24 protein-coding genes, 1 tRNA gene and 2 pseudogenes are annotated in these 25660 nt (G+C 57.9%); 17 read left to right on the top strand and 10 right to left on the bottom strand.

Annotated features, from left to right (window positions below):
• The 5 genes from JCM12178_RS11055 to JCM12178_RS11040 all read right to left on the bottom strand — a co-directional run.
• Positions 1–860, bottom strand: an 860-nt coding sequence (locus JCM12178_RS11055; protein ID WP_172677119.1) for a translation initiation factor IF-2 N-terminal domain-containing protein, incomplete at its 3' end; no start/stop codon positions are given.
• Positions 857–1066 carry a YlxR family protein gene (locus JCM12178_RS17815; protein ID WP_369404509.1) on the bottom strand — a complete coding sequence of 70 codons (210 nt, stop codon included), beginning with the start codon at positions 1064–1066 and terminating at the stop codon, positions 857–859. The genes JCM12178_RS11055 and JCM12178_RS17815, both read right to left, overlap by 4 nt.
• A gap of 46 nt (positions 1067–1112) precedes the next feature.
• On the bottom strand, positions 1113–2390 hold the full coding sequence (gene nusA, locus JCM12178_RS11050) for a transcription termination factor NusA (protein ID WP_054651373.1): 1278 nt from the start codon (positions 2388–2390) through the stop codon (positions 1113–1115).
• 57 nt (positions 2391–2447) lie between these two features.
• Complete coding sequence (gene rimP, locus JCM12178_RS11045; RefSeq protein ID WP_054651371.1) at positions 2448–2909, bottom strand: ribosome maturation factor RimP; 462 nt, start codon at positions 2907–2909, stop codon at positions 2448–2450.
• Between the two features lie 85 nt (positions 2910–2994).
• Positions 2995–3070, bottom strand: a tRNA-Gly gene (locus JCM12178_RS11040).
• A 131-nt stretch (positions 3071–3201) separates the two neighbouring features.
• Between JCM12178_RS11040 and flgF the strand changes: the two genes are divergently transcribed.
• From flgF to fliW, 11 genes and pseudogenes are all read left to right on the top strand, one after another.
• A complete protein-coding gene (gene flgF / locus JCM12178_RS11035) occupies positions 3202–3984 on the top strand; it encodes a flagellar basal-body rod protein FlgF (RefSeq protein ID WP_054651370.1) in 783 nt (260 codons plus the stop codon).
• 13 nt (positions 3985–3997) lie between these two features.
• Positions 3998–4780, top strand: coding sequence for a flagellar basal-body rod protein FlgG (gene flgG / locus JCM12178_RS11030; protein ID WP_054651368.1), 783 nt, complete (start codon positions 3998–4000; stop codon positions 4778–4780).
• A 26-nt stretch (positions 4781–4806) separates the two neighbouring features.
• Positions 4807–5814 carry a flagellar basal body P-ring formation chaperone FlgA gene (flgA, locus tag JCM12178_RS11025; protein WP_054651366.1) on the top strand — a complete coding sequence of 336 codons (1008 nt, stop codon included), beginning with the start codon at positions 4807–4809 and terminating at the stop codon, positions 5812–5814.
• A 25-nt stretch (positions 5815–5839) separates the two neighbouring features.
• The gene (locus JCM12178_RS11020; RefSeq protein ID WP_054651364.1) at positions 5840–6535 is read left to right on the top strand and encodes a flagellar basal body L-ring protein FlgH; all 696 of its coding nucleotides are present in this window, start codon (positions 5840–5842) and stop codon (positions 6533–6535) included.
• 34 nt (positions 6536–6569) lie between these two features.
• Positions 6570–7687: pseudogene (locus tag JCM12178_RS11015) on the top strand (flagellar basal body P-ring protein FlgI).
• A 1-nt stretch (position 7688) separates the two neighbouring features.
• Positions 7689–8366 (top strand): rod-binding protein, encoded by a 678-nt coding sequence (locus JCM12178_RS11010; RefSeq protein ID WP_054651361.1) that lies wholly within the window; start codon positions 7689–7691, stop codon positions 8364–8366.
• Positions 8367–8429: 63 nt separating this feature from the next.
• Positions 8430–8912: a flagellar export chaperone FlgN gene (flgN, locus tag JCM12178_RS11005; RefSeq protein WP_054651359.1), complete on the top strand. Its 483-nt coding sequence runs from the start codon at positions 8430–8432 to the stop codon at positions 8910–8912.
• Entirely contained in the window at positions 8912–11053 is a 2142-nt protein-coding gene (flgK, locus tag JCM12178_RS11000) for a flagellar hook-associated protein FlgK (RefSeq protein WP_054651357.1), read from the top strand. Before flgN ends, flgK begins: the two co-directional genes overlap by 1 nt.
• 9 nt (positions 11054–11062) lie before the next feature.
• The gene (locus tag JCM12178_RS10995) at positions 11063–12775 is read left to right on the top strand and encodes a flagellin N-terminal helical domain-containing protein (RefSeq protein ID WP_054651355.1); all 1713 of its coding nucleotides are present in this window, start codon (positions 11063–11065) and stop codon (positions 12773–12775) included.
• A 100-nt stretch (positions 12776–12875) separates the two neighbouring features.
• Positions 12876–13118, top strand: a complete 243-nt coding sequence (gene csrA / locus JCM12178_RS10990; RefSeq protein WP_054651353.1) for a carbon storage regulator CsrA — start codon at positions 12876–12878, stop codon at positions 13116–13118.
• Between the two features lie 37 nt (positions 13119–13155).
• A complete protein-coding gene (gene fliW, locus JCM12178_RS10985) occupies positions 13156–13539 on the top strand; it encodes a flagellar assembly protein FliW (protein ID WP_369404508.1) in 384 nt (127 codons plus the stop codon).
• A gap of 20 nt (positions 13540–13559) precedes the next feature.
• On the opposite strand, the gene flgM is transcribed toward fliW, so the two are convergent.
• Positions 13560–13895: a flagellar biosynthesis anti-sigma factor FlgM gene (flgM, locus tag JCM12178_RS17810; RefSeq protein WP_245628732.1), complete on the bottom strand. Its 336-nt coding sequence runs from the start codon at positions 13893–13895 to the stop codon at positions 13560–13562.
• A 3-nt stretch (positions 13896–13898) separates the two neighbouring features.
• Positions 13899–14312, bottom strand: a complete 414-nt coding sequence (locus JCM12178_RS10980; RefSeq protein WP_304611209.1) for a DVU0524 family FlgM-associated protein — start codon at positions 14310–14312, stop codon at positions 13899–13901.
• A gap of 150 nt (positions 14313–14462) precedes the next feature.
• Here JCM12178_RS10980 and JCM12178_RS10975 point away from each other — a divergent pair, with 150 nt between their 5' ends.
• From JCM12178_RS10975 to gatB, 5 genes and pseudogenes are all read left to right on the top strand, one after another.
• Positions 14463–15290 (top strand): NAD(+)/NADH kinase, encoded by an 828-nt coding sequence (locus JCM12178_RS10975; RefSeq protein WP_083465878.1) that lies wholly within the window; start codon positions 14463–14465, stop codon positions 15288–15290.
• Complete coding sequence (locus tag JCM12178_RS10970; RefSeq protein WP_054651347.1) at positions 15290–17050, top strand: ARMT1-like domain-containing protein; 1761 nt, start codon at positions 15290–15292, stop codon at positions 17048–17050. The genes JCM12178_RS10975 and JCM12178_RS10970 overlap by 1 nt, the downstream gene beginning before the upstream one ends.
• Positions 17051–17059: 9 nt before the next feature.
• Positions 17060–18358, top strand: a complete 1299-nt coding sequence (locus tag JCM12178_RS10965; RefSeq protein WP_054651346.1) for an MltA domain-containing protein — start codon at positions 17060–17062, stop codon at positions 18356–18358.
• Positions 18351–18998: a DUF4254 domain-containing protein gene (locus tag JCM12178_RS10960; RefSeq protein ID WP_083465877.1), complete on the top strand. Its 648-nt coding sequence runs from the start codon at positions 18351–18353 to the stop codon at positions 18996–18998. The genes JCM12178_RS10965 and JCM12178_RS10960 overlap by 8 nt, the downstream gene beginning before the upstream one ends.
• 11 nt (positions 18999–19009) lie before the next feature.
• Positions 19010–20441, top strand: a pseudogene (gatB, locus tag JCM12178_RS10955) (Asp-tRNA(Asn)/Glu-tRNA(Gln) amidotransferase subunit GatB).
• Positions 20442–20668: 227 nt separating this feature from the next.
• Here the strand turns inward: gatB and JCM12178_RS10950 are convergent.
• Complete coding sequence (locus JCM12178_RS10950) at positions 20669–22066, bottom strand: outer membrane homotrimeric porin (RefSeq protein WP_054651344.1); 1398 nt, start codon at positions 22064–22066, stop codon at positions 20669–20671.
• A 207-nt stretch (positions 22067–22273) separates the two neighbouring features.
• Between JCM12178_RS10950 and uvrC the strand changes: the two genes are divergently transcribed.
• Positions 22274–24157, top strand: coding sequence for an excinuclease ABC subunit UvrC (gene uvrC / locus JCM12178_RS10945; RefSeq protein ID WP_439646705.1), 1884 nt, complete (start codon positions 22274–22276; stop codon positions 24155–24157).
• Here the strand turns inward: uvrC and JCM12178_RS10940 are convergent.
• Together JCM12178_RS10940 and JCM12178_RS10935 are read right to left on the bottom strand one after the other, a co-directional pair.
• A complete protein-coding gene (locus JCM12178_RS10940; RefSeq protein WP_054651339.1) occupies positions 24154–24831 on the bottom strand; it encodes a metal-dependent hydrolase in 678 nt (225 codons plus the stop codon). The two genes, uvrC and JCM12178_RS10940, sit on opposite strands and share 4 nt — an antisense overlap.
• Positions 24832–24841: 10 nt before the next feature.
• Positions 24842–25405 carry a UbiX family flavin prenyltransferase gene (locus JCM12178_RS10935; RefSeq protein WP_054651337.1) on the bottom strand — a complete coding sequence of 188 codons (564 nt, stop codon included), beginning with the start codon at positions 25403–25405 and terminating at the stop codon, positions 24842–24844.
• Between the last annotated feature and the right edge of the window lie 255 nt (positions 25406–25660).

The following is a 25660-nucleotide window of genomic DNA, read 5'->3' as shown; positions in this document are numbered from 1 at the left end:
TTGCCGGAGCGTCCGCGCGGGCGGTCGTCGGTCAGGCCAGCAGCCTTGGCTGCTTCACGGCGCGCGACTTCCGCAGGGTCGGGCATGGAAATGATCCGAACTTTGGATTCGGCTTTCTTCTTGGGTTTTTTCTTCTTCTTGTCAGCATCCGCTTCGTCGGCCTTGGGCTTCTCGGCCTTCTTGGCAGGCTTCTTCTCTTCCGCGACAGGAGCTTCCTCCGCTTGCACGGGTTCTTCGGCCTGAGCGGGTTCTTCGGACTTGGCGGACGCTTCGGACTTGTCTGCGGTCTCTTTCGCTTCGGGCTTCCCGGTTTCGGCTTCCCGGGGTTCGGGCTTTTCAGCCTTGGGGGCTTCTTCGGCAGGGGCAGGTGCTTCTGCCTTGGTCTCGGCTTCAGCGACCTTTTCGGCCTCGACTTCGGCCTGCTCTTCAGCGGTCTTCACCACCTTGGCGGGCTTGATGATGCGGGCCTTTTCCTCGGCCTTCTCCTTCTTGGGAGCGGCCTTCTTTTCCTTTTTGGGAGCAGGGGCTTCGGCCTCGGGTTCTTTCTCCCGGGGAGCCTCTTCCTGCTTCTTCTCCTCCTGCTTCGGAGCCGGAGCGTCCTTTTCAGGAGCGGTTTCCGCCTTGCCGCGGCGAGTCTTTCTGCGCCGGACGATTACTCCGGGTTGCACTTCACGGCGTACGACCTCAGGGCTTTTGCTTTCACCGGAAAGCGAATCCTTGAGTTTTTGCACGTCCTCCGCTTCAACGGATGTCATCTGGCTCTTGGCCTGAACACCGATTTCGCGGAGGTGCTGCATGACTTCTTTATTGGTCAGACCGAGTTCGGTTGCCAATTCCTTTACCTTCATGGTCGCCGTCATGTACGAACCCCCTTGCATTTCTTCATGAGCCCCGGTGCCGCCTTGCCGAATTTATCGCGGCATGCGGGCTCGCCGCAGACATAGAATCCCCGGCCAGGTTTATTCCGTCCGGGATCGGGAATCAGGCCGTCCGCTGCCGATTCCCCTGGACAAACATATCGATTCAGTTCCTCTTTCTGGAACCGGGTCCGGCAAATGACGCACATGCGAACCGGCCCATGGCCGTGCTGTCGTGCGTCGTTTTCCGGATTGTTATTCTTCTTCCTCATCTTCCGCCGTTTCGTCGCTGCCTGCGTCGATATTGTTCAGGCCGAGCATGTTGATGGCTGCGCGAATTTCGGGAATCGTCTCTTCGGTGACCCCTTCGACTTCGAGCAGCTCCTCGTCCGTGGCGTTGACCACGGATTCCGTGGTTTCCAGCCCAGCGGAGACGAAGTTCTCCACACTGATTTCCGCCACGCTGGCGATCTGGTCCATCCCCTTGCGGGAAACGTTGAGCTCGGCGTAACGGGTTTCGGTGAAGATGTCTATCTTCCAGCCCAGAAGGCGGCTGGCGAGCTTGACGTTCTGACCCTTGCGGCCGATGGCCAGGGTGAGCTGGTCGTCAGGCACGATGACTTCGAGCGCCTCGGCGTCGTCGTAGACCGCGATGCGGGCGATAACGGCCGGGGAGAGCGCGTGCTGGGCGTACCGGGCGATGTCCGGGCTCCAGACCACGATGTCGATGCGCTCGCCGCGCAGCTCCTGCACCACGTTCTGGATGCGGGAGCCGCGGATGCCGACACATGCGCCCACGGGATCCACGTCACGCTCGCGGGAATACACCGCCACTTTGGCGCGCAGGCCGGGATCGCGGGCAACCCCCATGATCTTGACGGTTCCGTCGGCAACTTCAGGCACTTCGCGCTTGAAGAGTTCCACCATGTAGTCGGGGTGGGAGCGGGAGACGATGACCTGCGGGCCGCGCGATTCCTTGAGTACGTCGATGATGTACGCCTGTACGCGGTCGCCGCGCTTGTAGCGTTCACGGGGAATCTGCTCGTCCTTGGGCAGGATGGCTTCGGTCCGGCCGAGGTTGATGATCCAGCCGGAGCGATCGCGGCGCTGGATGATGCCGCTGACGATCTCGCCCTTGCGGTCCTTGAACTCTTCGTAAATGATTTCCTGTTCAGCGTCGCGCATGCGCTGGATGATGACCTGCTTCGCGCTCTGGGCGGCGATGCGGCCGAGATCTTCAATGGCGAGCTTGAAGCCCATTTCATCGTCGATCTGGACGTTGGGGTCGTGCTCCTGCGCTTCGTCGAGGACGATTTCGCTGATTTCGTCGTGCACCTCGTCCACGACCACCTTGAACTGGTAAACTTCGATTTCACCCGTCTCTTCATTAAAGGTGACTTCGATGTCCATGGTGTCGCCGTACTTGCGATGCACGGCGGAGCGTACCGCTTCTTCAAGCGTGTCGATCAGAAGGTCTCTGTCGATTCCCCTGTCCTTGCTGATCTGGTCGATGGCTTTTTTGAGCTCTGACATTGTTCGGTCCTCCGTGTCCGTCGGCCGCTTCCTGCGGCCGCGAAAAGGGTGCCATCCTTAAAAAGTATGCACCAGTCTGGCCTGCTTGACGTCATCCCAGTGAAATGTCTCGGGGCCTTTGTCCGTTTCAAGGACAAAGGAGTCGTCATTGGTCTCTGCCAGTGTTCCGCTATAGTTGCGTTTGCCTTCGCGGGCCTGCCACAACCTGACGTCGATGGTCTGCCCCGCATAGGCGGCCATTTGGCCGACATTGAAAAATCTGCGTTCGAGCCCCGGCGAGGACACTTCGAGCGTGTACGCGCCCGGGATGGCGTCTTCCATTTCCAGAGCCAGGCCGACCTGTCTGCTGACCTCGGCACAGGCGTCGATGGTCACCCCGTCCGGGCCATCGATGAAAATCAGAACCTTCTTCTTGCCGCCGCCTGTGGATACGGAAATGCCCCACAGCGTGTAGCCGAGGCCTTCCGTTTCCGGGCGGACTATCGCGTCCAGTTCATCTTCAAAGCGTTTGCGCACCATCGCATTAACGTCCCGATTTAAGAAAACAAAAAAGGCGGACCTAGGCCCACCTGCATGAAAAAAACAACGAGTCCTTTCCAGGCCTTGGAGCGGGCGACGGGAATCGAACCCGCGACACCAAGCTTGGGAAGCTTGTACTCTGCCAGCTGAGCTACACCCGCTCTCGAACCGACTTCATTTATACATATTGAACACACATGTCAACAGCAGTCCGCAGAAGCGGTTTCCCAAAAGGTTTTTTTGCCTTGGCCCGCATGTTGCAAAGAAGGGGCGAGAACAGGAGGAACGCCCCATGAGAGACAGCATATTCAGCGCGGTTTTCGGCGCTTTGTCCAATGAAATGAGGCTTGCGACAACCGCCAACAATTTGGCGAACGTCAATACGACCGGCTACAAGAAGGACGAGTGTGCCTTCCATGATACCTTTATGCGTTTCGCCCACGACTATCTGGTTGATGAAAAGACGTACATCCGGGGCGAGAAGCTGTTTCCCGAATCGGATCTGGTAGCCCGGGCCCGTCTTTCAAAGCAATATACCGACATTTCACAGGGCAGCCTGCAGCAGACCGGCAACCCGCTGGATCTGGCCATTTCCGGTGAAGGCTTCTTCAAGGCGCAGGTTGGTGACGAGGCTCAGTTGACCCGTGCAGGGAATTTCACCCTCGACACAAACGGCGTTCTCGTTACCGCGCAGGGCTATCCGGTCCTCGTGGGTGGCGGACCGGTCAGCATCCCGCCCAACAGCAAGGTGACGGTCGATCCGTCAGGACAGATCAGCGCCGACGGGGAGATTGTCGGGACCATTGACGTCGTGACCGTCGATAACGTGCGGGAGTTGGAGAAGATGGGGCAGAATTTCTTCCGCATCAAGGAAGGCAGCGACGCCGCGGAAATCCCGGCGCCGGACAATGTTACCGTTGAGCAGGGCTATCTGGAAAAGTCCAACGTCGAGGTCGTGACCGAAATGGTCAACATGATCGAGACCCAGCGGGCGTTTCAGGCCTATCAGAAGATAATCACGAGCACCGATCAGATCGATCGTCGGCTCATTATGACCCTCGGCAGGGCTACTTAGGAGGATATGGATCATGATGCGTTCACTTTGGACCGCAGCAACAGGCATGGTTGCACAGCAGACGCACATCGACGTGCTCTCGAACAACCTCGCAAACGTCAACACCACCGGATTCAAAAAGAGTCGCGCCGAGTTCGAGGACCTGATGTACCAGAACCTCAAGATCGCCGGCACGCTCAATCAGAACGGCGGCAGGATTCCAACCGGCATGCAGATCGGTATGGGTGTCAAGCCGACGACGGTGCACAAGTTTTTCACTCAGGGCGACTTCAAGAACACCGGCAACCCGCTGGACGTGGCCATCGAAGGCGACGGCTTCTTTCGCGTGATGCAGAACGATCAGGAAGTCTACACCCGCTCCGGTTCCTTCAAGCTGGACAACGAGGGCCGCGTGGTCACGGCGCAGGGGTATGCGTTGCAGCCCGAATTTATCGTGCCCACCGAGACGGCAAACCTCGTCATCAGCGAGGACGGCCACATGGCGGCCCTCGACAAGAGCGGTGCCGAGCTCGCTTCGGCTGACATTCCCATCTACAGCTTTACCAACCCCGCCGGCCTGAACGCCGTGGGCAAGAACGTCTACGTCGAGACCGAGGCGTCCGGTAACGCGGTGCAGGGCACTCCGGGAACCGATAACTTCGGGACCCTCGCGCAGGGTTTCCTTGAAGGTTCCAACGTCGAGATGGTTGATGAAATGGTCGGATTGATCGTGGGCCAGCGCGCCTTTGAGATCAACTCCAAGGCCATTACCACCTCTGACGCCATGCTGCAGACCGCAATCAACGTCAAGCGTTAGTCATGACCCCAAGACCGGGAGGCGAGATGAACAGGGCAGTCACAAAGAAACGGACCGTCGGAAAGGGCACCCGCATATTTGCGGGAGTGCTGGCAGCGTTGCTGTGTGCGGTGGCGCTTGCCGTGGCCTCGTCCGCAACTGCGGGGGACTGGCGAATCCGGATCAAGCCCGCGGCCGTGCTCGGCGGCGAGATGGTGACGCTCGGCGACATAGCGGTTGCCGTCGGCGACGTGGACCGGGCCCGTTGGGACCGGCTCGCGGCGACCGAGCTCTGGAAGCCTTCCAAGCGAAAGGGGCGGCCTGTCGCCATCAGCCGCAAGAAGCTGACATCCATCCTGCGGCATTACATCGGCGATGCGGTTCGTCTGTGCGAAATCCCCTCCCGGGTGGTGGTCCAGACAGGTGGTCACGTCCTGCTCGTCAACGATATCCAGCAGGCCATGGTCGGATTTTTGACGTCGCGCATTGCCAAGTACGATGGCGAGATCGTGTATCGGGATTACGCAATGCCGGATTACATCTTTTTTCCCCGCCGCTTTGACAAGCTCAAGGTATCCTCCCCGAGAGAGGTGAAGCCGGGTCGCAATTCTCTGCGGCTTGAAGTGATCGACTCGGATGGAAAGGTGGTGCGGCAGGTGGCCGCGAGTGTGTTCGTGGACGTCTGGAAGGCTGTACCCGCTGCGGCGAGGATAATGAACCGCGGTGAACGCATCACTCCGGAAAAGCTTACATTTGTTCGAAAGAATATCGCCTACATGACCAGAGCATGGGACGGCAAGGGCGGTCCCTGGCGCGTAAAGCGGCCTATCGGTCGAGGTCAGGCCATTACCCGTGACAGCATTGAGGCTCTGCCCGCCGTGTCGCGAGGAGATATGGTGGAGCTTGTCTATCAGGGCAAGCGTGTCCGGCTCACGCTGGAGGTGAAAGCCATGGACGATGGCCGCATCGGTCAGCAGGTTGAGGTAAAGAATTTGCAAAGCAATAGAAGAATCATCGCCACCGTTGTTTCATCGGACAAGGTGATGGTCAGATAACCGGTTTATGCAAGGAGATTTAGTCATGAAGCAATTCGCAATCATTCTTGTTGCCCTGGCGCTCTTCGCCGGGGGGTGCGCTCCCAGAACGGAGCCAGCGCCCATGCCGGTTCTGACGCCGCCCGTCATCGTGGAACAGGATCCGGCGGAAAATCCCGGCTCGCTCTTCGACCCGAATCAGGCCGAGTTTCTTTATGAAGACAACCGCGCCCGTCGGGTCGGCGACATCGTCATGGTCAACGTGGCGGAATCGTCCAAGTCCAAGCTGAAGAACGATACCACTGCCAAGCGCTCCACCACTACGGACATGGGCATCACCGCCCTGCCGAGCACCGGCCTGATCGGTTCGCTGCCCGGTGTGGGGGAAATGGACGCAAGTCAGGGCCTGAACATCGGCGCCAACACGCAGAACGACTTTGAAGGTGAGGGCGAAACCGAGCACGAGACCTCGTTCACGGCAACGGTTGCGACGCGCATCGTCCGACGCCTGCCAGGCAATATTCTGCAGGTTGAAGGGGCGCGCAGGATTCGCGTGAACTTTGAAACGCAGGTCCTCGTGGTGCGCGGTCTCATCCGTCAGCGTGACATCAGTTCGGACAATACCATTTCATCCAACAACCTCGCCGAGGCGCAGATCGAGGTGTTCGGGCAGGGCGTCCTGACCGACAAGCAGCGTCCCGGCTGGCTGTCCAGAATTCTCGACAACATCTATCCCTTCTAGCGTGAAGGGGAGGGGACATATTCGGAGGCTCGTCATGAAGATCACGAGAAAGGAAACCGCAGCCTGTCTGGCGATGGGCATCATGCTCGCCATGCTTCTGCTGGCCGCCGTCCCTGCGGACGCGGCCCGGCTGAAGGACATCGCCAGCTTCAGCGGCGTGCGGGACAACGAGCTGGTCGGTTACGGGCTTGTGGTCGGACTTGCCGGAACCGGCGACGGTTCCAACTCCAAGTTCACCCTGCAGTCCATGTCCAACATGCTGGACAAGATGGGTGTGGAGGCGGACCCGTCCACCCTGAAGCCCAAGAACGTGGCCGCGGTCATGGTCTCGGCCAAGATGCCCGTTTCGGCCAAGCCCGGTTCGCAGCTCGACGTGACGGTCTCCTCGCTGGGCGATGCCAAGAGCCTGCTCGGCGGTGTCCTGCTCATTACCCCTTTGAAGGGGCTTGACGGCAAGGTCTACGCCGTGGCGCAGGGAGCCCTGACCATCGGCGGTTTCAGTGTCGGCGGCGAAGCGGCCACAGCGCAGAAGAACATCCCCACCGTGGGGCGAATCCCCAACGGGGCCGTCATCGAACGCGCCGTGTCGTTTGCCTTCAATAATCAGGACACCATGACCATCAACCTGACGGTGCGGGACTTCAGCACCACCATGGGCGTGGTCAACAGGATCAACAGCGCACTGGGCGGGGATTATGCCAACGCCCGTGACATATCCACAGTGGAAATGAGAATCCCGAACAGTTCTACGGAAATATGGTTCCGCTTATGGCTTCGCTGGAAAACATGAACATCAACCCCGGCGGCAAGGCTCGCGTGGTGGTGGATGAAAAGACCGGAACCGTGGTTCTGGGGCAGGAGGTGCGCCTTTCCAAGGTGGCCGTCGCCCACGGCAACCTTCAGGTGGTCATTGCAGAATCGCAGGAAGTCAGCCAGCCCGGCCCGTTCTCCGACGGGGAGACCGTCATCACGCCGGAAACCGACGTGGCCGTGGACGAACAGAACAACAGTCTGATGCTCATGGAAGGGGCCACCCTTCAGGAACTGGTGGATGGCCTCAATGCCATAGGAGCCGCGCCGCGCGATCTGATTTCCATTATTCGCGCACTCAAGGTTGCGGGTTCGCTGCACGCTCAGGTGGAGGTGATCTAGCATGAGTGACATCGGTATCAACGCCAAGGCACAGGCAGCCCTGAGCCAGCAGGAACTGACCCGTTTCAAGCTCAAGATGGACGGTCTCAAGGACCGCCTCGACAGCCCGCAGAACAGTCGTGACGCCAAGCTGCGTGAAGCATGCAAGGACTTCGAGGCCGTGTTCATCGGCAAGATGTGGAAGCAGATGCGCTCCTCGGTGCCAAAGGAAGGCTATCTGCACTCCAAGCAGGAGGAGCAGTACCTGTCCATGTTCGATAACGACTTCTCCAAGAAGATGGCCGACTCTGGCGGCATCGGGCTTGCCGACATGCTCTACGAGCAGCTCTCCAGCAAGCTCAAGGAAGCCAGCCGCAACGCGCTCACTGGCAAGGCTGAAATCAAGCCGCTGGTCGAGGAGAGTCAGGGCATCCCGCTGAACCGTCGTGACGTTACCGGTATGGACAGGGAAGAGAACATGACCCTCGACGACTGGATGGGCGAGGGCGGCGAAGCATCGCCCACGGGTCAGGTTTCCGAAGTCTCCTCGTTTCCGCAGGAAGCCTCCGGGGATGCCACCGTTGCCGCAGCCGCGCCCATGACCGACATGGACGTGAAGGCCCGGCTTGAGGCGCTGGCGCGAAGGCTGGAAAAGGAAGCTGGCAGAAGCGTTGGCAGGGATTTTGCTTCACTCAAGTAGACGACAAAGGTGCATTTAGAGTTCTAAGTTAGTTTTTTCATATAGTTACGGTTGGAGGAAAGCATGGGTATCCATCACATAGAGGAAAATCTTGTCCGCCAGAACAAGGCATTGATGCTGCTCTCGGCGTTGCTGATGGAAGAATTTTCCCGGCTTACGGCTCGCAATGCGCAGGGCGTTTCCCAGATCGAGATATCGATTCAGGAACTGCTGCGCCAGATGGTGAGCGAGAGACACTCGCTCCGAGCCATGGTCGGAAGGGTGGTTCCCGGTGCCCAGCGCGTTGCCGACCTTGAAGGCCATGTGGATGCCGAGCACTTTTCGGTGCTTCTCGAGCTGGTCGCCAGAATGGACCAGACCCAGCAGGAATGCGGTCAGCAGGCCAACAAGAACCATGCGCTGGCTGTGGCCCTGCATGATCAGAGCAGAGAACTCCTCGAATTCATGCACAACGAGATTCAGCCCAAGCAGAAGGACGCCTACAGCGCCCGGGGCAGGTACGTTCCGCCCACTCAGCACGGTAACATTCTTCGCGGGAGACTCTAATGTTCGGTGCCAACCAGATTCTCGACATGGGGCGCTGGGCCCTGTTTGCGTCGCAGGTGCAGTTGCAGGTTACCGGCGAGAACATCGCCAACGTCGAGACCGAAGGGTACGCCCGCCGCGAAGTTCGTCTCACCGAGGGCCCTTCGATCAACTATTCTCCGGGGCAGCTCGGGACCGGCGTCAAGGCGCAGGAAGTTTTTCGCCATTTCGATGATATGGTCGAGCGGCTCTACTACGACCAGTCATCCGTCTCCACGCGCTGGGGCACGCTTTACGAACAGCTCAAGGGTGTCGAGGCCCTTTTCAACGAATCCAACGGCACCGGTGTGAGCGACACGCTCTCCAACTACCTGAATGCATGGAACGACCTCAGTCAGCACCCGGACAACTATGGTGCGCGCCAGACAGTGGTCAACAACGGCACCACCCTCGCCAGCACCCTGCGGCAGGTGGACGAGTCCCTGACCACCATGCAGCAGCAGATCGACTTCATGATCGAGGAGCAGGTTTCGGACGCCAACAGCATCATGGACCAGATCGCCGAGTTGAACAAGAGCATCAACATTTACGACCAGCCCGGCGTCAACAACACGAACTCCATGTACGACGAGCGCAACCGCCTTTTGCGGGATCTCTCCGAAATCATGGACATCAACGTCATCGACTCCGGCGGCGGCAACATGACCGTGACCACCAAGGCCGGTCAGACCCTCGTGGACGGTGCCAGTTCGTTTGATCTGGAGTTCAACCCGCCGAGCAAGGACCCGATCCTCAGCCCCCAGACCACCTTTGAGGGCGAAGTGTTTTTCGATGGACAGGACAACTTCGAATACACGCTCGAATTTCTTTCCAACAGCGGTCCGGTTTCCGGCAGCGTCAGCAACGTCAATGCAGACGCCGCACGCTTCCGTGTATCACTTGACGGCGGCAACACCTGGCTGACCGACGAAGACGGAGTGCAGAAGGTCTTTTACGCCCGCGAATACGATGACCGAGTCACCGTGGAAGGGCTGGACATCTGGTTCGGTCAGGAAAACAACCCCAGCGGCACGCCCACCGGTGAATTCCGTGCCGGGGACAAGTACATCATCAACCCGCAGAAGGGCCTTTACTGGGTGGAAAACACCTCGTCCAAGGTCAACATCAGCCCTCAGACCGGGTTCAACGGCGAGATGAACGACGAACGCCTTACCGGCGGAACACTCGCAGGCCTGTTCAACTTCCGCGATCAGCACGTGGGCAAGTACCTCAAGAAGCTCGACGCGCTCACGGAAACCATGATCTGGGAAGTGAACCGTCGCCACAGTCAGGGCGCGGGGCTTGAGAAGTTCAAGACCTTCGACGGCACCTACAGCGTCACCGACACCGGCAAGGCGCTCGGTTCCGACTCCTCGGGCCTTGTGTTCAACGAGCGGCTCCAGTCCGGTACCACCATGTTGTATTTCTATGACAGCACCACCGGAAACATGGTTTCCAACGGCGCGCTGGACTTTGACACCGCCACTCCCGGGGTGCAGGGCTTCAACCCGGAACAGCACTCGCTGGAAGACGTTGCCGACGCCTACAACAACACGTTCGGCACTTACGCCACCGCGTCCATCGTCAACAGCAAGCTGCATGTGGACATGAGGGACGGGTACGAGATGGCTTTCGGCGCCGATTCCGCCGGACTCAATGCGGCCCTTGGTCTGAATACGTTCTTCCAGGGCTCAGAGGCCACGGACATCGAACTCAACGACAAGGTCACAAGCGACATCGATTTTCTCGCATCCGGTCATGTGAACGGTGCGGGCGAAGCCAATGAAGGTGACAACGGCACGGCCGTTTCCATCTATTCATTGCGAGAGGTGAACGTCCAGATATTCACGCCCATGGAAGGTACCACCAACCAGAGCCTGCTCGACTATTACAACGGGCTGGTCGGGAACGTTGGTGCCGACACCAAGACCGCGGAATTCAACCGCGACTATACCGAGACGCTGGCCAAGGACTTGAACGACAGGCAGCAGTCGGTATCCGGCGTGAACCTTGACGAGGAAATGTCCAACCTCATCAAGTACCAGCATTCCTACACGGCGGCGGCCAAGCTCATCACGGCGGCGGATCAGATGCTCCAGACCGTGCTGTCGCTCACGCCTTAGGAGGAGAGAATGAGAATATCGCAGCAAATGCTTTTCAACCGGTACACCGGTAACATGAACTCCTCGCTTGCCCAGCTGGTGGATGTGAACATTCGCGCGCAGAACATGAAGAAGGTGGTCAAGCCCTCGGACAACCCCACGGGCATGATCCGCATTCTCGATCACCGCGACACGCTGCGCTCCATTGAGCAGTACAAGGAGAACATCTCCACCGCCAAGGGCTGGCTGTCCACTTCGGACGGTACGCTCCAGCAGGTCAGCACGCTCCTGACCCGCACCAAGGAATTGGCTGAGCAGGCGGCCAGCGGCCACATGAGCGCCGACAACCGCGAGCAGGTCAGCTACGAGCTGCGGAGCCTCTTCGAGCAGTTCCTCGGACTGGCCAACTCCAGCTTTGAAGGGCAGAGCATTTATGCCGGTCAGAAGACCGACGGGAAGGCGTTCAAGGAAGTCATGTGGATGACCACGAACGACAGCACCTTCAACACGGAAAACAATTTTCGAATTGATGGTCGCGCCGACAGCACGGTGCTGGTGCAGTTTTTCGATCCCAACCGTCCGTCCGGAACAGTAGTGGACATGAACGACGCGAACCTGCAGATGCGTTACAGCATCGACGGAGGCCGCACGTGGCTCGATGACGGTGGCATTACCGGTGGGGGCTCCAGCTATACGTTAAGTCTGCCTCAAAGCGGTACCTCCGTTCAGTATGACAATAAGAACGGCGTACCCCCGCAGGTCAAGCTCACCGATGCGAATAATGAAAACGACAGTGACGGGACCTGGCTCTGGCTCAGGAAGTCGGCGCGCTATGTCGGCGACGACAATGACCGTGTCGACCCCAACCGTCTGGATGCCCGAGGCAATCCTCTCAGTCTGATTCAGGTTGATACCATCTCCCCGGGCGCGTCGGTCATCGATCCGGTGGCGGCAGGCAAGTTCGGCAAGGAAAACGTGATGGTCCGCGTGGACAACGACGCTGCCGTGGCGCTCGACGAGGAGATCGAATACTCCTACTCGTTGGATGGCGGCATCACGTGGAGCACCGGACACACCGTTTCTCCGGACACCACCGCGAGCAACGCGGTACTGAGCATCGAGCCCGTAGGGACGCTGACCCTGTACTCCAATGGCGGCAATCAGGTGGACCCCGGCACGCAGTACCTCATCAAGCCCAGAACCGCGGACATCAACCTCGATATTTCTTCCACCGAGCAGGTCCGCCTCAATGAAGTGGGCAAGGACGTCTTCGGCGGCATCTATCAGGACCCGTCCGTGCAGAACAGCAACGGCGGCACCATTGTCCCGCTCTCAAGTGCCAACGCCTCACCCATGTTTTCCAACGCGGGGCAGGCCGGTCTTCTGCTGGAGCAGGGCAGTACCGCCACCACCAAGAACCTTTTTGAGACGATCGGCAACCTGATCGCATTCTGTGAGACCAACAACCAAACCGGCGTGCAGCAGTCGCTTGCCAACCTTGAGAAGGTCCATGAGCACATCATGAACGTGGAAGCAAGCGTGGGCGGCAGGCAGAACCGTCTGGAGGTGGGAGAGAGTATTCTCAGCAACCTCAACGTCAACGAGCGCGATATCCTCAGCAGCATTGAGGATGCGGACATCGGCGATCTCATGACCGAGTTGGCCCAGAAGCAGATGCTCTACGAGACGGTGCTCCGGACTGCATCCACGGTCATGAACACCAACCTCACGAAGTACATCTAAGTTGCGGATGGTACTGGACATCGCGCTTCTGCTGAGGTAGTTCGGCAGTAACGGCAGGCCAAGGTTTCATTGACCTGAACCGAAACGGAACTTTCAATCAATGCTGATACTGACCCGGAAACCGGGAGAAAGCCTCCATCTTGGAGACCACATAAAGCTCAAGGTCTTGAGCGTTCAGGGCAAACAGGTCAAGCTCGGCCTGGATGTTCCTGATGACATGACGGTCTATCGGGAAGAGGTATACCTTAAGATCAAAGAGCAGAACCGCATGGCGCTTGAAACAAGCCATGACGATCTGCTTGCAGCGGCTTCGATATGGCACGGGAAAGAAAAAAAGAAATAATGACGCGTCTCGGCAAGCGGGAGATCGACCCGATACCGTGATCTATTTTCCCAGAGGACTGATAGGCCTTGAGGACAAGAGGGAGTATGTCCTCCTGAAAATTCAGGACGACAGCCCTTTCATCCTTTTACAGAGCCTTGAGGACCCCTCGCTGGGCCTGCTGGTGGTTGATCCCTACGCTTTTGTGCCGGACTACAACGTCAAGCTTGAGTCTGCTGAGAAGAAGATTCTTCAAATCGAGAATATCAGGCAGGTGGCGGTTGTGGTGACGGTGACAATCCCGCACGACAAACCAGACGAAACCACCCTCAATCTTTCGGGGCCGATTATTATCAACTCCGAAGCGAGGATGGGGATGCAGGTGCCTCAACTGGAGGCGGGATATCCCACCCAGTACCGCCTGAAGGGCGAGAATGTCTGAACATCCCGCCGCTAAAGGCGCTACCGAATGAGATCAAGGTCGTCGCGAATAAGATTCACGGCGGCCTTCTTGATGTCCGGCTTGTAGGTTCCGTTGCGGACCCGTTCCTTGAGCTCGTCAATCTTGCGCTGCCGCACATCCGGGGATTCGAGGGCTTGCTTGTAAGCCGCTCCCCTGAGCTTGGCCTCGGACGAGAGTTGAACCTTATCGGCCTGCGTGCCTGCCTGCTGAGAAGCTTGGCAGTCTGCTTGCCGACGTCGGCCCGCGTATCCGAACCCTGTACCTTGTTCTTGTCGTATGGGTTTACTTGCCCAACAAGGTTCTTGATCTGCATGGCCTGTAACCTCCCGGGACATGGTTTAGAGCATGGTCCTGTCGACCTTCTCCACTGTCATGTCCCAAAGCCGCTTCATGGTTGTGAGGCGCTCTTCGCCTCTCACTTCCAGCGGCCCGTTTTCCGTTTCCTTCAAAATCCGAACGTCGTTCCCGTCGAGCGGGTATTCGAACAAATACCGTGTTCCGGTCTGTCGTTCAAGGTCATTTACTATCTCGACGACCATCGGGTTGTCCGTATTGCTGACGATCAGATTCTCAATGATCTCCCTTGCTATCTTTTCCACCAGTTCCTTTCGCCTTGCCCGGCGAGAGATTTCCACTTCGTCTTCGGAACCGGCTGCACGCAATGCCCGCCTGAAGCGCGCAAGACGCTTTGCACTGGTCAGTTGCCTGCCATAAGTGCGCAACATGTTTTGTACATTCGCCGGGCTTCCCACAGTTTATTCCTCCAGTACAATGATACTATCGGCGTAGCGCCTGGAAAACTTTAGGGGTAGGGCTCGAAAAAAATGGAAATGTTTGAATTTTTCCTTCCTGAAAAGAAGGCAAAGGTTGAATGTTGACCGTAATTTGTCTACCAATTGTGCATGTCAGAAATCTCACGGGTGATATGTGTCGTCAAGCGGAAGGACAAGCGTGCCCAAGACCTTTGCGCCGTCATCAGCAAGGCGTTGGAGGCTAGGGGAATCACGGTCTCGTCCGTTGCCGCAGACGAGGAGGCGGATGTCGAGGGAGTTGATCTTCTGATTGCTCTCGGCGGTGATGGTACGTTCATTTCCGCTGCCCGCAAAGCCCTTTCCGCAAGTGTTCCGGTGCTCGGCATCAATCTCGGACGTGTCGGTTTTCTTACCAGCTTCGACCCCGAAGGCTGGGCCGAGGCTTTGGAACCTGTGTTGCAAAACGGGCCGGTGCCGTCCGGCAGGCTGGCACTACGCTATGAAGTGGAGCGGGCTGGACGCATTGTCAGGCAGGGTATGGCAGTCAACGACATCGTCATCAGCCGGGGCATACTGGCGCGCCTTGTGCGGCTCGGGGTGGATTTCGGCGGCGGCAGTGTCTCGCTGCGCGCGGACGGGCTGATCGTCACCACCCCCAATGGTTCTTCGGCCTACTGCGTTTCCGCCGGAGGGCCGCTTCTGCACCCCGATATCCCAGCGTATGCGCTCGTGCCGATATGCCCATTTCTCGGCTCCTTCAAACCCGTGGTCATCCCTCGCGACAGCCTTTGTGAAATCGCGGTGGACGAGAAGAGCGGGCCCGTGAACATAACCGAGGACGGGCAGGACTTTTTCGAGCTTGAACCCGGAGACATTGTCCGTGTGTTCCGTTCGGAGACGGATTTGCTGGTGGTGGACGCAGACGGCGGCGGCTATCTCGCCCGCCTTGCCCGCAAGGGTTTCATGACGGAGGGATAATGGCACGCCTCAACGCTTTCGAATCGGTTCTGGACATCACCTACGGCATGGACGCCATGCTCGACGGGCTGCTCCTGCATTTCATGACCGAAAACAACCTCGAGTACACCATCGACCCTGACAAGAACGCCACGCGCGAGCAGATCCGTTTCATGGTGGCGCTTGGGCCGCACGAGTTCTACGCCCCGTGTTCGGACTGGATGTTTCTCTATCTGCTCAAGCCCGGTTTGCCCGCCGAGCTGAAGAGTGAGTATCTTCAGCAGTGGAAAACCTTCGTGCGCATCGCCCGCGCTTACTGTACGGACAGGTATATCCGCAAACGGCTCATCGCTCTTGCCCGGCACAAGTTCAGGATGACGCTTGCTTCGCCGATCATGATCCCCTCGAGGCTCATGAAGCGGCTGAACACCATTTTCATGAGTCAAAGCGGTGTGGACGATCCGTTTCGCGAACTGCGCAAGACCCTGAACGCCAAGGCGGCGGACATTGTGGCCAGCGAGACATTCGACAAGCTCATCAACACCTGCGATGACTCGCATCCGGGCTGCGAACGCATAGACGACCTGCGCAACCGCATCAACATGATCGAGATCGAACGCCTTATGCGTCTTTCCTCTGTTTCCGATTTCTGGTCTCCCGAGGGGTTTGACCTTGATGCGCTCGATAATTGCGGCGTGCTGGAGGAACAGAGCGGCAGGGATGGATTCGAAGCCGTGGCGCAGGCTGTTGCCAGCCGGGGCGGCGGTCCTCTCAGAATTCTCTTCCTGCCCAAACGAAGCGGTGGCCTGATTCTGGACATTCAACTCATCCGTTCGCTGCTTCGACTGGGGCATCAGGTGGTGCTTGCCCTCAAGGAAGGTTTCTACTTCGACTCCCCGACATTCTGGGATGCCGAGGGGGACAGCGTACTGGCGACACACCTCGCCGACGCCCATTTCGTGAGTAACGACCGCCTGACAAAGAACGAGCTGCTCAACCTCATGCGGCAGCATGATTTTCTCGTCATTTCCGACGGCAGCAGGGAGCAATTCAACCCATACCGCTGCAACGTCACGTTTGCACGCGCATGGAAGGAATGCGACCTTGTCATGGTCAAGGGAGAAGGCAAGTACAGACGGCTCATCCAGACCAGCCACGAATTCACCCGTGATATCGTTTCCTACTTTCGCGATGAAAAGGGCAAGTTTCACATTTATTACAAGCCAAAGCCCGAGTCGGTTCAGAAATTCAGCGAGGCCTACATCGTTGGAAAGGCCAACGAGATCATCGCCGAGATGCGACAGGCGCAGGCCAGCGGGCATACAGTGATGTTCTACTCGGGCATCATCGGCAGTGTCCCCGGGCAGGTGCAAACCGCCATCAAGGTCATGACCACGTTTGTCGAACATCTGCGCGACCAGCTCGACAAGGTCTACATCATCAACCCGGCCGAACACTTTGAGGAAGGCATGGACGCGGATGACCTCATGTACATGTGGGAGCGTGTCCAGAGAAGCGGGTACATCAACGTCTGGCGTTTCCAGACCCATTCGGATATAGAGAGGAGCTTCGAGCTTATGGGTGAGAAGGTTCCGCCGGTCTGGACCGGCAAGGACAGCACCTACTCGACCGGATGTACTAAGGAAATGCACATCGCTCTTGATATGCAGAAGCTGTATCGCGAACTGCAGATCATCGGCCCGAGCGCGGAAAAGTTCTTCCGCCGCCGTGAGTACGGTGTGGGCAAGTTCTGCGATGTGGCCATCGACGCCTGTGACTAACGGGATACAATGACGACCAAACAAATCTGCGATGTCCGCACCTTGTGTCCGCGGGGCCTGACCGCCGTGGTTCTTCTTTGCACGATGCTGCTCTGTGGCTGCGTGTCTTCGCTTGATCGTGCGCCGCTGCCGGATGAGCAGACCTATCCGCGACGTTCCACCGGCTTTCCTCAGCGTGATGTCCCCAAGGAGGTCGGCGACGAACATGCTTTCGTTGCCCTGAACGGCAGGACGCCCATTCTCAAGAGCGCGCGGCTTGATATTCGCACGCAGGGGCTCGACTCCTGGGCGCGACTGGAAAATCCGCTGCGTATGAGCCTTGAATACGTCCGCAACATGCCGCAGAAGGACATTGCGCTTCGCAAGCATGGCATGATGCTCACCTGGGGGCAGGTCCGGCGCAGCATTGAGGAGCTGCTTACAATACTGCCGCGTCTGGATCGTGAGCCGGAGCTTCTGGGCGAGCGGTTCATGTGGTACGGGGTGCATCCAGAGCCGACCATGACTGGCTACTTCACGCCCGAGATCGAAGCCAGCCTCAAGCCGTATGGCCCCTACAAGTATCCGATTTACGGCGTGCCCAAGGATTTGCGCTGGGGGCTGAACAAAGACGGCAGGCCCATTTATTACCGTTTGAAAAACGGCCGCGCGGTACGGTATTACAGCCGTCGCGATATCGACATGGAAGGCGTGCTGAAAGGCCGCGGGCTGGAAGTCGCGTGGGCCAAAAACCCCGTGGACATTTTCTATCTGCAGGTTGAAGGGTGCGGTCGCTTGCGGTTGCCGGACGGATCGGTTCGCAACGTCCTTTATGGTGCCAAGAACGGCCTGCGGTTCAAAAGTCTTGGCTGGATTCTTTATGAAAAGGGACGTCTGCCGAGGCATCGTCTTTCAAAGGGGTGCGTTAAGGAGTATTTCCGCAAACATCCCAAGTATGTATACAACTATATGGCTCATAATCCGAGCTATGTGTTTTTCCGGCTTGCCGATGCGCCGCCCGAAGGGGCAATGGGCAAGCCGTTGACGCCGATGGTTTCCATCGCTACAGACCGGAATCTGCTGCCGCTTGGCAGCGTGCTGGCCTTCGAGGCCGAGATTCCGGATTTGCCCGCCGGCATGCCCGAGCCCGTTGGCAGGAAAAAGGTTTACGGCATCGGACTGGCACAGGATACGGGAAGCGCCATCAGAGGCGCCCGAGTCGATTACTACATCGGAGAAGGCAACCGGGTCGAGGCCGTGGCCAACCGGATCAAGACCCGCGCGAACATTTACCTTCTCGTGAGCAAGGAAGCATTGAAAAATGGCTGACGTGACATTTGAAAAGATACGGAAATCCGTTCAGGATTGCATTGATCATCAGGTTCGCTCCGTGACGGACTGGCATTTCGGCGAGCCTGTTTACGAAAATGCCGATGCGGCCCCGGAGCTGGTCGGTCTTGAGGGCCTGCGGGAGCTTGCCGCCAGACAGCATTGGGCAAACTTCCAGCTTTGGCACGTGGAAGATCGTGCGCGTCGCAAGGACGTGGACGCCAAGGTCATCGCGGACTGCAAATACGCCATTGACGGACTCAATCAGCTCAGAAACGATCTGATAGAGCGGGTGGACAACTGCCTTGTGCAGATGATTATGCCCATTCTTCCCGAGGGGGGGAAAGAGCGGTTCAATACCGAAACCATCGGTATGGCGCTCGACCGCCTCTCCATCTTGGCGCTCAAGCTCTACCACATGGAAGAGCAGACCCGGCGCAAGGACGTCGATGCCAAACACGTTGACAGCTGTACCGGCAAGTGCGCCGTGATTCGTCTGCAACACGACGACCTGACCCGTTCGGTCATGCAGCTTCTTGAGGAGTATGAAGCGGGCAGCAAGCGCCCGAAGGTCTACTTCCAGTTCAAGATGTACAACGACCCGGAATTGAATCCCGAACTTTACGAGAACAAGCAGTAGGGAGAGGCGAAATGCCTGCATATGAAACCGTCATAGGGCTGGAGGTCCATGCCCAGCTGAACACCGAGTCGAAGCTGTTCTGCTCCTGCTCGACCAAGTTCGGTAACGATCCAAACGAGAACGTCTGTCCGGTCTGTTCGGGAATGCCCGGCGTTCTGCCCGTGCTGAACGCCAAGGTTGTCGAATATGCTGCCAAGCTCGGACTGGCCACCGGCTGCACCGTGCAGAACAAGTCCGTGTTCGAACGCAAGAACTACTTCTATCCGGACCTTCCCAAAGGATATCAGATTTCGCAGCTGGAGCAGTCCATCTGCACCAACGGTGTGCTGACCATAGAGGTGGACGGCGAGAAGAAAGATGTGCGGATCAACCGCATTCAGATGGAAGAGGACGCGGGCAAGAACATTCACTCCGCTGCCGAGAATGCCAGCTTCGTGGACCTCAACCGCACCTCGGTTCCCCTGCTGGAGATCGTCTCCGAGCCGGACATCCGTAGCGCAAAGGAAGCCGTTGCCTACCTGAAGACGCTCCGTTCCATTCTTCTTTACCTCGGTATTTCCGACGGCAACATGGAAGAGGGGAGTTTCCGCTGCGATGCCAACGTATCCATCCGGCCTTTTGGTCAGGAAGAGTATGGAACTCGTTGCGAGCTGAAGAACCTCAACTCCTTCCGCTTTGTCGAAAGGGCCATCGAGTACGAGGTGGAACGCCAGATTGACCTCATTGAGGATGGCGAAGAGGTGGATCAGGAGACGAGGCTTTACAATCCGGACAAGAACGCCACCTTTACCATGCGCGGCAAGGAAGAGGCGCACGACTACCGGTACTTCCCGGACCCGGACCTTGTGCCGGTGCAGGTAGATGACGCCATGATCGCCGAGTGGCAGGGGCAACTTCCAGAACTGCCCACGGAAAAGCGTGAGCGGTTCTTGGATGAGTTTGGTCTTCCACAGGATGATGCGGAACTTCTGACTGCCGAACTCGCCGTTGCCGAATTCTTTGAGGCCGCCGCCGAATCCTATGGTGGCAAGCCGCGTAAGGTTGCCAACTGGATGATCGGCGAACTGCTGCCATATCTTAACGAGAACGGACTTACTGCTGACCGTTGCAAGCTTTCCCCGGAAGCTTGCGGGCCTGGTCAAACTGCTCGACTCCGGCGACATTTCCCAGAAGATCGGTAAGAAGATTTTCCCGGAGCTTTGTGAGACCGGTGCAGACCCGGCCAAGCTGGTGAAGGAAAAGGGTCTGGTTCAGGTCTCGGACACCGGCGCACTCGAAGCCGTGGTGGATGAAGTCATCACCGAGAACCCGGATGAAGCCGAGGCCTTCCGTGGCGGCAAGAAGAAGCTCATGAGCTTCTTCATGGGGCAGGTTATGCGAAAGACCAAAGGGCAAGCCAACCCCGGTGTTGTCACGCAGTTATTGCAGAAGAAGCTGTCCTGACGGTCTAAGTAAAGATGATTTAAAAAGCCCCCGTGCGGATCGCGCACGGGGGCTTTTCGTATGCAGCCAATGCTGACGTGCCGTACGACAGCCTCAGAGTGTGGAGCATCGACGCCTGGCATTGACCGACATGATAGCCGGATGGCGTATCACAGGACAAAAGAGAAGGGCCGGGGCAGAAGCCCCGGCCCTGTAATGACCGCTTGGTAAGTAGCTCTAAGCTAAGCTTAGAAGCTGTAGTTCATACCGATGGACAGCTTGTAGGCATCGCCACCGTCGGTGTTGGGACCCCAAGTATTCTTGTCGTAGTCGGCGTTCAGCCAACCCAGCTGCACGTAACCGGTAAGTTCGTCGTAGATCTTGTACTCGGAGTTGAAGTCGACTTCCCAGATGGAGTCTTCTTCAGTCAGAGTCTTGCCGTAGGTGACGTTCTGGTAGTTTTCGTCACCCTGGTAGCCGCGGATAAGATCCTTATCGTTGGTACCCTGGATGTACATCACGTTCACGGTGTGGCTGAGGCCTTCCATGAAGGAGATGTCCTTGAGGGACAGACCCAGAGTCCAGAAGCCCATCTGAGCGGCGAGGTCGCCGTCAGAACCCTTCAGCAGAGCGTCGCCGCCGAAGAAGAAGGAGCCGACAGCCCAGTCAGGAGCGATGATGGGCATACGCTCGGAACCGCCGTTACCCTTGGTCACGTTTCCGTCTTCACCAGTGGTGTAGACGAAGAACACTTCAGGGGTCACGTACTGCTTCCAGCCAGTGTAAGCCACGGAGGCACCGGCCATCCAACCGGACATTTCAGCGCCGTCTTTTTCAGCGTTGGTCTGGCCGTACATGAAGTCGGCCTTGGTGATGAAGTCTTCGAAGAAGGTAGCGTCGAAGGACAGACCAGCCCACCAAGCGTTGTCAAGGGTACCGCCGGTGTTGTTGTCTGCGCCGTAGGCGGTCCAACCAGTTCCTGCGGTGCTGTTGGTGGCGTTAACTTCTTCACCCATGTTCGCGTAGGCGAAGTACGGGGTCAGGGTCATGTTGTCGAAAGCAACCGGAAGAGCGGCGAAGTAAACGTCGGTCTGGTCCTGGTTGGCGTTGCTCTGCAGAGCGCGGCCGTAACCGACCAGGTAGGAGACGTTTTCGGTGAAAGCGCCGGAAACGGTGGCGGAAGCAACTTCTTCAGACAGGATCGGGGAAGAAGCGTGCGTCACGGCCATGGGCAGGGCGAGGCCCTGGTAACCGACTTTCACGTTGACCTGGGTGCCGGGCCAATTGAAATCAATGTAACCCTGCTTCACTTCAACAGCGCCAGTGTGGGCACCGATGGACAGTTCGTTTTCACCCCAGGTGGAGGTGCCGACTTCAGTGTACAGAACACCTTTCAGGTTTTCGCTGGCGATGAACTGGAACTTGGTGCGAAGACGCTGGTAGACGTTGAAGTCCTGTTCTTCGCTCTGGTAGGAGTTGGCGAAGTCGCCGTCCAGGCCCTGGTTGTTGTCTTTGAATCCCCAGTTGTCGGTCCAGATCGCTTCGAAAGCGTAGTCACCGGACACTTTGATGTCAGCCGCGGAAGCGGTGGCGGCCAGGCCCAGCACGAAGGTGCAGAGCAGAGCCATCATGACAAAGCGTTTCATAGTTTTTCCTTCCTTCTTTTGCAATTAACACCAAGCAAATGCCATTACTGAGGTCTGTTCTACGCGACTCTTTTGCGGCTTGCAAGGGGTTGGGGCACATTTTTTTGACTTTGGTAAAAATTTTTTTACGGTACAAAAAACCGGCCCTCAGTGTTTGTCTCGTGTTTTTATTTGCTTGAAATAATATGATTTGTTCTGCTTTAAACCATGGTGCAAAAGTCTAGAGAATCAGGTAGTATTCAAAATCCGTCGAAAAAAAATCATTGGAGCATGTGTTCGATGACCTGCAGGTACAAATTTTCACCCCATGACTTTCCGCGCTCTCCCGGCGTCTATTTGATGAAGGATGAGAAGGGAAGGATCATTTATGTCGGCAAGGCGTTAAGTCTTCGTGATCGTTTATATTCGTACTTCAGAAATGATCGCTCCCTCACGCCGAAGACGCGGGCGCTGGTGGGTAAGATATGCTCCATTGACCATTTGCTCGCCTCCTCGGAGAAAGAAGCCCTGCTACTTGAGGCCAGCCTGATCAAGAAACACAGGCCCCGGTATAATGTCGTGCTCAGGGACGACAAGCAGTACGTGCTTTTCAAGCTCGACAGGAAAACCGACTACCCGCGCCTCGTCATGACCCGAAAAGTCGTGCGCGACGGATCCACGTACTATGGCCCCTTTAGCTCGGCCGCGGCGGCGAGGGCGACATGGAAGCTCATCGGTAAAGTGTTCCCGTTACGGAAATGCTCTGACCGGTCCTTTCGCAACAGGGTCCGGCCCTGTCTATATTATGATATGGGTCAGTGTTACGGGCCCTGCGTTCTGGACGTTGACCGCGATGACTACCGCGAGGTGGTCAAACGGGTGGAGTTGTTTCTGTCCGGCAGGACCAGCGAACTGGTCGGAAATCTTGAACGCAAGATGGTCGAGCTTTCCAACGAGCTGCGTTTCGAGGAGGCGGCCAAGCTCCGCGACCAGATTCAGGCAGTGAATAAGACTGTTGAGCGGCAGGTGGCTGTCTTGCCCGAAGGCGGCGATGTGGACGTGGCAGCCCTCGTCGGGACAGCTACGGGCGTCGGCCTCGGGTTGCTCTTCATCCGTGAAGGGCGGCTATTGGACGAAAAACATTTCTTCTGGCCCGGACTGACGCTTGATGAAGGGCCCGAAGTGCTTAAGAGTTTTCTTATGCAGTTCTACGTCAAGGGCCGCTTTATTCCGCAACGAATTCTCGCGCCCGGAGCCGAGGAGCCCGCCGTGCTCTCCGAGGCGCTTTCCGAGCGTGCCGCAAAGAGTGTTCGCGTTTCACTCCCATACGGCACCAATGACAAGCGGCTTGTCGATCTGGCCATGAAGGTCGCGGCAAGGGCCGAGTCGGAGCGGGAGCAGACCGTTAGCGTTCTCCTGAAAAAGGCGCTCGGCCTGCCGGATGAGCCGGTGCGGATAGAGGGGGTTGACGCTTCCCATCTTGGCGGAGAAGGGATGCGCGTCGGTCAGGTGGTGTTTGTGGACGGCAAGCGTAGCAAGGAGGATACGCGTGTCTATGCGGTGCCGGAGGCCGAAGGCAGCGCTGACGACTATGCGGCGCTGGCCGAGTGGGCTGCCCGGCGAGTCGAGTCGGGGCCACCGTGGCCGGACCTCGTGCTGCTCGACGGCGGGCGTGGTCAGCTCGCTGCAGTCGAACGTGTTCTGGACGATCTCGGCGTGAACTGGAATCTCGCCTCCATAGCCAAAGGTCCTTCACGCAAGGCCGGTGAGCTTGAGGATAGGATATTTCGGCCCGGCAGGGTCAATCCGCTGCCGCTTAAACCCGGTTCGCCGGAGTTGCTTTTCCTGCAACGCATCCGCGATGAGGTCCATCGGCTGGTTATCGGAGCGCAGCGCAGGACAAGAAAACAGCGAGTGCTGGACAGTCAGATAGGTTCGATTCCGGGCGTTGGCCCGAAGACCGCCCGGATGCTTTGGGATCACTTCGGCAGCCTCGAAGGGTTGCTTGAGGCTGACCTTGAGCAGCTTCGAGCGCTTCCCGGCATAGGGAAAAAGCGCGCTGGGGATATCCACGACGCGCTTGAGAACATGCGAAAGGCGAGGGCTGACTAGAACTCGGCGGTCTTGCCTATTTCCACCCGGACAATTTCGGTGCCGGGTGCCCGTTCTGTGAGCGCGGCTTCAAATGATTCAAGGTTCTTGGTCAGGATAGGCCAGGTTCCCCAGTGCATGGGGACCACCTTGTTGCACTTTAGCAAGCTGCATGCGTAGGCTGCCTCGTCCGGGCCCATGGTGAAGCGGTCGCCGATGGGCAGGAAGGCCGTGTCGATGTCATGAAATTCAGCAAAGAGGGCCATGTCGCCAAACAGCCCGGTATCGCCGGAGTAGTAGATGCAGCGCCCATCGCCGAAGGTCAGAATGAAGCCTGTGGCTGAGCCGTTGGCGGCGGAGTGGGCGGCCTGAACCATCTTGATCTTGACGCCGCAGCGCTCGATGGTGCCGCCGATGTTCATGCCCACGCCGAGTGATTCGGGCAGGCCCTGCGGGATGAGCGACTGAATGACATCGAAGATGGCGACAACTTCTGCATCGTGGCGAACCGCCAACTCCAGAGACTGGCCGACGTGGTCCGTATGGTCGTGGGTGACGAGGATGAGGTCGACTGCCTCGATCTCCTTGTGGGAGATGGGGGCCGCCGGGTTGCCGATGAAAAACGGGTCTATGAGGATGGTTGTCCCCTCGTGGGCAATGCGGAAATTCGAATGGCCGAACCAGGTGGTTTCCATCAGCGTCCTCCTATGTCCCCCAGCGTTTGTACAGGTTGTGGGGGATGTCCAGTTGGTCCAAAACCTTGCCTGCGATGAAGTCGGCAAGGGCGTCCATGCTGTCCGGACCGTGGTAGAATCCGGGACATGCGGGTAATATAACGGCTCCGGCCCGGGCGGCCCGAAGCATGTTTTCCAGATGGATGACGCCGAGCGGGGTTTCCCTCGGAACGAGGACGAGCTTGCGCCCTTCCTTGAGGGTCACGTCCGCAGCACGGTGCAGCAGTCCTTCGCCGTAGCCGTTGGCTACGGTTGCCAGCGTCTTCATGGAGCAGGGGCAGACGATCATGCCGTCATGCTTCCACGATCCGCTGGCGGGCGGGGCAGTGATGTCCTCAGGCGCATGCACGGTGCAGCCTTTGGTCCATTCCCCGATGTCCTCGGAGCACTCCAGATCGAGCACTTTTTCCGCCGCACGGGATATGATGAGGTGGGGTTCAATGCCGGGAGTCTCGGCCAGAGAGCGTGCCAGACTCACGGCGTACGGCATCCCGCTCGCGCCGGTAACGGCAAGCACAACTCTTCTGGATTTCATGACAATCTCCGGTTATTCGAATCGCGTCCGCACTTTTGTGGGACAATATTTGGAACCTATCTAAACTTTTTTTAGAATATAAATCAAGGGGAAAAGCCCGATTTCTACGCAAACGACGTTTTCGCGCTTTGCCTTTTGCGATCAAGGGGCTATGCTTGACAGTGTTGCCGGGGTGATATAGTTACCCCGTCTCGTGCGGGCAATTAGCTCAGTTGGATAGAGCGCCAGCCTCCGGAGCTGGAGGCCACAGGTTCG

Origin of the sequence: Salidesulfovibrio brasiliensis JCM 12178 (genome assembly GCF_001311825.1) — a bacterium.
In the GTDB taxonomy this organism is placed as follows: domain Bacteria; phylum Desulfobacterota; class Desulfovibrionia; order Desulfovibrionales; family Desulfovibrionaceae; genus Pseudodesulfovibrio; species Pseudodesulfovibrio brasiliensis.
The sequence above is the reverse complement of the archived record's forward strand: the minus strand, read 5'-3'. Positions and strand labels throughout refer to the sequence as shown.

Excerpts from the sequence above, each read along its gene's own strand:
- JCM12178_RS17815 (WP_369404509.1), bottom strand. The coding sequence starts at position 1,066 with ATGTGCGTCATTTGCCGGACCCGGTTCCAGAAAGAGGAACTGAATCGA.
- nusA (WP_054651373.1), bottom strand. The coding sequence starts at position 2,390 with ATGTCAGAGCTCAAAAAAGCCATCGACCAGATCAGCAAGGACAGGGGA.
- rimP (WP_054651371.1), bottom strand. The coding sequence starts at position 2,909 with ATGGTGCGCAAACGCTTTGAAGATGAACTGGACGCGATAGTCCGCCCG.
- flgF (WP_054651370.1), top strand. The coding sequence starts at position 3,202 with ATGAGAGACAGCATATTCAGCGCGGTTTTCGGCGCTTTGTCCAATGAA.
- flgG (WP_054651368.1), top strand. The coding sequence starts at position 3,998 with ATGATGCGTTCACTTTGGACCGCAGCAACAGGCATGGTTGCACAGCAG.
- flgA (WP_054651366.1), top strand. The coding sequence starts at position 4,807 with ATGAACAGGGCAGTCACAAAGAAACGGACCGTCGGAAAGGGCACCCGC.
- JCM12178_RS11020 (WP_054651364.1), top strand. The coding sequence starts at position 5,840 with ATGAAGCAATTCGCAATCATTCTTGTTGCCCTGGCGCTCTTCGCCGGG.
- JCM12178_RS11010 (WP_054651361.1), top strand. The coding sequence starts at position 7,689 with ATGAGTGACATCGGTATCAACGCCAAGGCACAGGCAGCCCTGAGCCAG.
- flgN (WP_054651359.1), top strand. The coding sequence starts at position 8,430 with ATGGGTATCCATCACATAGAGGAAAATCTTGTCCGCCAGAACAAGGCA.
- flgK (WP_054651357.1), top strand. The coding sequence starts at position 8,912 with ATGTTCGGTGCCAACCAGATTCTCGACATGGGGCGCTGGGCCCTGTTT.
- JCM12178_RS10995 (WP_054651355.1), top strand. The coding sequence starts at position 11,063 with ATGAGAATATCGCAGCAAATGCTTTTCAACCGGTACACCGGTAACATG.
- csrA (WP_054651353.1), top strand. The coding sequence starts at position 12,876 with ATGCTGATACTGACCCGGAAACCGGGAGAAAGCCTCCATCTTGGAGAC.
- flgM (WP_245628732.1), bottom strand. The coding sequence starts at position 13,895 with ATGTCCCGGGAGGTTACAGGCCATGCAGATCAAGAACCTTGTTGGGCA.
- JCM12178_RS10975 (WP_083465878.1), top strand. The coding sequence starts at position 14,463 with ATGTCAGAAATCTCACGGGTGATATGTGTCGTCAAGCGGAAGGACAAG.
- JCM12178_RS10970 (WP_054651347.1), top strand. The coding sequence starts at position 15,290 with ATGGCACGCCTCAACGCTTTCGAATCGGTTCTGGACATCACCTACGGC.
- JCM12178_RS10965 (WP_054651346.1), top strand. The coding sequence starts at position 17,060 with ATGACGACCAAACAAATCTGCGATGTCCGCACCTTGTGTCCGCGGGGC.
- JCM12178_RS10960 (WP_083465877.1), top strand. The coding sequence starts at position 18,351 with ATGGCTGACGTGACATTTGAAAAGATACGGAAATCCGTTCAGGATTGC.
- JCM12178_RS10950 (WP_054651344.1), bottom strand. The coding sequence starts at position 22,066 with ATGAAACGCTTTGTCATGATGGCTCTGCTCTGCACCTTCGTGCTGGGC.
- uvrC (WP_439646705.1), top strand. The coding sequence starts at position 22,274 with ATGGTGCAAAAGTCTAGAGAATCAGGTAGTATTCAAAATCCGTCGAAA.
- JCM12178_RS10940 (WP_054651339.1), bottom strand. The coding sequence starts at position 24,831 with ATGGAAACCACCTGGTTCGGCCATTCGAATTTCCGCATTGCCCACGAG.
- JCM12178_RS10935 (WP_054651337.1), bottom strand. The coding sequence starts at position 25,405 with ATGAAATCCAGAAGAGTTGTGCTTGCCGTTACCGGCGCGAGCGGGATG.